At 64.2% G+C, this 3,997-nt stretch carries 4 protein-coding genes; 1 reads left to right on the top strand and 3 read right to left on the bottom strand.

The features are described 5' to 3' along the window. Positions 1 to 923: extracellular solute-binding protein (locus tag VFJ08_RS11330; protein ID WP_324997322.1), on the bottom strand; the 923-nt coding region annotated here is incomplete at its 3' end. After that, positions 920 to 1,987: an NAD(P)-dependent alcohol dehydrogenase gene (locus VFJ08_RS11325; RefSeq protein ID WP_324997321.1), complete on the bottom strand. Its 1,068-nt coding sequence runs from the start codon at positions 1,985 to 1,987 to the stop codon at positions 920 to 922. The genes VFJ08_RS11330 and VFJ08_RS11325, both read right to left, overlap by 4 nt. A 293-nt stretch (positions 1,988 to 2,280) precedes the next feature. Here VFJ08_RS11325 and VFJ08_RS11320 point away from each other — a divergent pair, with 293 nt between their 5' ends. After that, positions 2,281 to 3,225, top strand: a complete 945-nt coding sequence (locus VFJ08_RS11320) for an AraC family transcriptional regulator (protein WP_324997320.1) — start codon at positions 2,281 to 2,283, stop codon at positions 3,223 to 3,225. A gap of 12 nt (positions 3,226 to 3,237) precedes the next feature. Here VFJ08_RS11320 and VFJ08_RS11315 read toward each other — a convergent pair. Further along, positions 3,238 to 3,997 (bottom strand): tyrosine recombinase XerC (locus tag VFJ08_RS11315; RefSeq protein ID WP_324997319.1); only part of this gene is annotated, 760 nt, incomplete at its 5' end.

Raw genomic sequence — 3,997 nt, 5'->3', positions numbered from 1 at the left:
CGGTGGTTCTTGAAGGCGTTGGCCACGCCGGTCCAATCCCAACTGGTGCTGCCGGGATCGGCGATCTTGAGCAGCTTTTGGTAGAACTTGGCGGCTTGAATGGCCGGCTTCTGATCAAGCATGCAAGGACCGGGGTCGGCGCTGCCGAGCAAGCCCACCTGTTTGCCGTTTTTGAAATATTCGCCGCCGTAGGCCATCAGCACGTTGGAAAAATCGCATTGCAGCGAATCATACTGCTTGGCCTGATGGCCGGTGCCGTACTTGACTTCATTGACTTGGTCGCCGTTGAACCACTTGGCAATCTGGTAATACTGCTCCCAGGTGAGCTTGTCCGAAGGCGTCGGATCGAAGCCCAGATCCTTTTGCATTTGATCGTGGTACTTTTGAAACAGATCCTTGCGATAAATCCAGATCATGGTCGGGCAGTCATAGGGCAGCGAGTAGATCTGCTGCTTATTCTCGAAATAGCCGACCGCCGCCAACTGGGTCGAGATGAAGTCGTCCAGCCCCCTGGGCACCGAGGGCAGGCTGTCGTCCTCGTTGAGCGCCTTTAAATCCGCAAAGCCGGCGTGATAGGGCGCGATTTCCTGATACGGATCGGCGTAAATCACATCATAGGTGCTACGGCCGGAGCCGAAGTCCAGCGCGACCTTCTTGACCAGCGCGCCGAGCTGCATCTGGGTGATCTGCACGTCAATGCCGGTCAACTGCTTGAACGAATCAAGCTCCTTGGCGATCGCGTTGGTCGGCGGCGTGTTCTCGGAAATGAAATTGATGGTGGTGCCGCTGGACTGCTTCCAGGTCGCATCGTCGGCCATGGTCTTGGCCAGCGCCGTGCGCAGCGAGCCCGCGCCGAGCACCGACAATCCGGCTACGCCGCCCAAGCCTTTAAGCAGACCGCGACGCGTGAGTTCATTATTCATATTCCTATCTCCTCGTTTGCTTTGGCGAGCTGAATCTGGAGCTTGACGTCGCCCGGCTCGCCACGGGCCGCGCGCTCGAACGCTGCGACGCTGTCGTCGAAATCGAAGGTGTCGGTGATCAGCGGCGCGAGATCGATGCCGCCCGAGGCGAGCAGCGCGATCGTGCGGTCGTAGACGTTGGCGTAGCGGAACACCGTCTCGATGCGGATCTCTTTAGCCTGGGCGGCGACGATATCGAAGGTCACCGGCTCGACCGGCATGCCCACCAGCACCAGCGCGCCGGCCGGGCGGACACAGGCCAGCGCGTCGTCGTAGACTTTCGGGCTGCCGCTGGCCTCGAACACCACGTCCGCGCCCCAGTCGGCGCCGCAGCGCGCGGCCACCGCGTCGATGAGCGAGTCTCGGGCCGCGTTGATGGTCGTGATGCCGTCGTAGCCGGCCGCGATCGCCAGCTTGTCGTCGACCAGGTCGGAGATGATCACTTCGCTCGCCCCGCCGGCGAGCGCGGCGAGCGCCACCATCAGCCCGATCGGGCCGGCGCCGGTAACCACGCAGACATCGCCCGGCGTCATCCGCGCCTTGACCGTGGCCTGCATGCCGATCGCCAGCGGCTCCACCATCGCACCCGCGGCGAAGGACACGTTGTCGGGCAGCTTGTAGGTGAAGGCCGCCGGATGCACCACGTCCGGCGTGAGACAACCGTGGATCGGGGGCGTGGCCCAGAAGCGCACCGCCGGATCGACGTTGTAGACGCCGAGCTTGGCCGCGCGCGACGTCATATTCGGAATGCCCGGCTCCATGCACACCCGGTCGCCCACCGCGAGCCCGGTAACCGCCGCACCGACTTCGGTGACAATACCCGAGGCTTCGTGGCCCAGCACCATCGGCTCGTTGACCACGAACGGGCCGATCCGGCCGTGGGTGTAGTAATGCACGTCGCTGCCACAGATGCCCACGGTATGCACATGCACGCGCACATCGTCCGGGCCGAGTTCGGCCGGCAGATCGATCTCGCGTAACGACAGTTCGTACCGGCGTTCCAGCACCAGCGCCTTGGCTTGCATTGCCTCTCCTCGAATCATAGGCCGGGTTGCGGCTTATATCGACGCTACTGCGGTCCTCGGCGCGCGAGCTAGAGCGGATTTTTCAGCCAATCTGTACTTTTTTTCACGACCTGTGCCCACGTTCGCCAGGAATCCTGTAAAAATACGGAGTTACCGACATTGTCCGGGCCGCGATAAATGCTTGATACATCAATCGCTACGACTAAAGCAGGACGCGATATCAACCCTGATCCGGCCGCCGGCACAGTTCACGTTCGCCGCAGCACCGCGTCACGCGGCGGCCGGAGATATCGATGAGCACCGCTCGGCCCCGGCCGAGCGCACTGGGCGACCCGGTGTTCGAGAACATCGCCCACGATCCGCGCCGCAGCTTCTACTGGCACACCCACGGCTTCCCCTCGCCGCTGGCCAAGTGGAATTTTCATCCGGAATACGAACTGCACCTGATCCGGCATTCGTACGGCCACTATATGGTGGGCGACTACGCGGGGCGTTTCGGGCCGGGCAATCTGGTGCTGGTCGGGCCCAACCTGCCGCATTGCTGGTATTCCGATCTCGCAAACGACGACACGGTGATCGAGGAGCGCGACGTGGTGGTGCAGTTTCGCGGCGAGTGGCTGGAATCGCTGATGCGTCTGTGCCCCGAGTTACGCCGGGTGGAAACGCTGCTCAACGACTGCGAACGCGGCGTGCTGTTCACCGGCAGCGGGGCCCGGCGCGCCGGGCGCCGGCTTGAAGCGATGGGCGGCCAGGACGAAGTCGGGCGGGTATCGACGCTCATCGAGCTGCTCGGCGGCCTGGCGCGCAACGATCATCGGCTGCTGACCACACCCGGCTACAACCTGCGTCATGCCGGCGTGCATTCGGAACAGGTCGATGCCATCCTTCAGCACATCCACCGCCACTTCAACCGGCATATCAGCATGACGGCGGTGGCGCGCTGGCAGGGCATGACGCCCTCGACCTTCTCGCGTTTCTTCAAGCGGGCCACCGGCGATACGTTCATCGCCTTCGTGCGCCGGCTGCGTATCGATCACGCCTGCCGGCTGCTGCTCGACCCGCGCTATTCGGTGGCCGATGTCTGCTTCATGGCCGGCTACAGCAATTTGTCGAACTTCAACCGCCATTTCCGCCGTCTGACCGGCATGACGCCGCGCGAATACCGGCAATCGCCGGCCGCAAACAAGGCCGTGGCCACGGGCGAATCCACCGCCAAGCCGGGGACCGCTGAAGAGTAGGGACGGTTGCCCCTAAGTATCCTCGCCCGCCTTGCGCTGCGCCCGTGGGTGGGCGGCATCATAGACCCGGGCCAGATGCGAAAAGTCCAGATGGGTATAGATCTGTGTGGTTGCGATGTTGGCATGGCCGAGCAATTCCTGCACGGCTCTAAGATCGGCCGAGGATTCCAGCATATGGGTGGCGAACGAATGCCGCAGCTTGTGCGGATGCAGATGCACCGGCAGCCCATGTCCGACCGCCCAGCGCGTCATGCGGGCGGCCACGGACGAGCGCGACAGGCGCGTGCCGCGGCGCGAGACAAACAACGCCGTTTCCGTTGGCGCGGCCAGATGCGGGCGCTCGGTCAGCCAGCGCTCGAGCGCGAGCGCCGCGCGTGAACCGACCGGCACCGTGCGCTGGCGGTCGCCCTTGCCGATGACCCGAGCCTCGCCCGCGGCGAGATCGAGATCGATCGCATCCAACCCCACCGCTTCGGCCAAACGGATGCCGGCGGTATAGAACATCTCCAGCATGGCGTGATCGCGGATCTCGAGCGTATCGACCGGCGCGGCGTCGAGCATGGCCGCCAGATCGTCGACGTCGATCGTCTCGGGCAGACGCGCCGGCTTCTTCGGCGCCCGCGCATCGGCTGCCGGATTATCCGTGGAGATGCCCTGGCGCATGCGCCAAACATAGAAACTGCGCAGCGCCGAGGCCAATCGCGCCAGACTCGCCGGTTGGGCGCCGCCGCGATGGCGCGCGGCCAGCAGTTCGCGCACGTCGGCCACCGTG

This window comes from Salinisphaera sp. (assembly GCF_035690525.1).
Lineage (GTDB): Bacteria > Pseudomonadota > Gammaproteobacteria > Nevskiales > Salinisphaeraceae > Salinisphaera.
The sequence above is the reverse complement of the archived record's forward strand: the minus strand, read 5'-3'. Positions and strand labels throughout refer to the sequence as shown.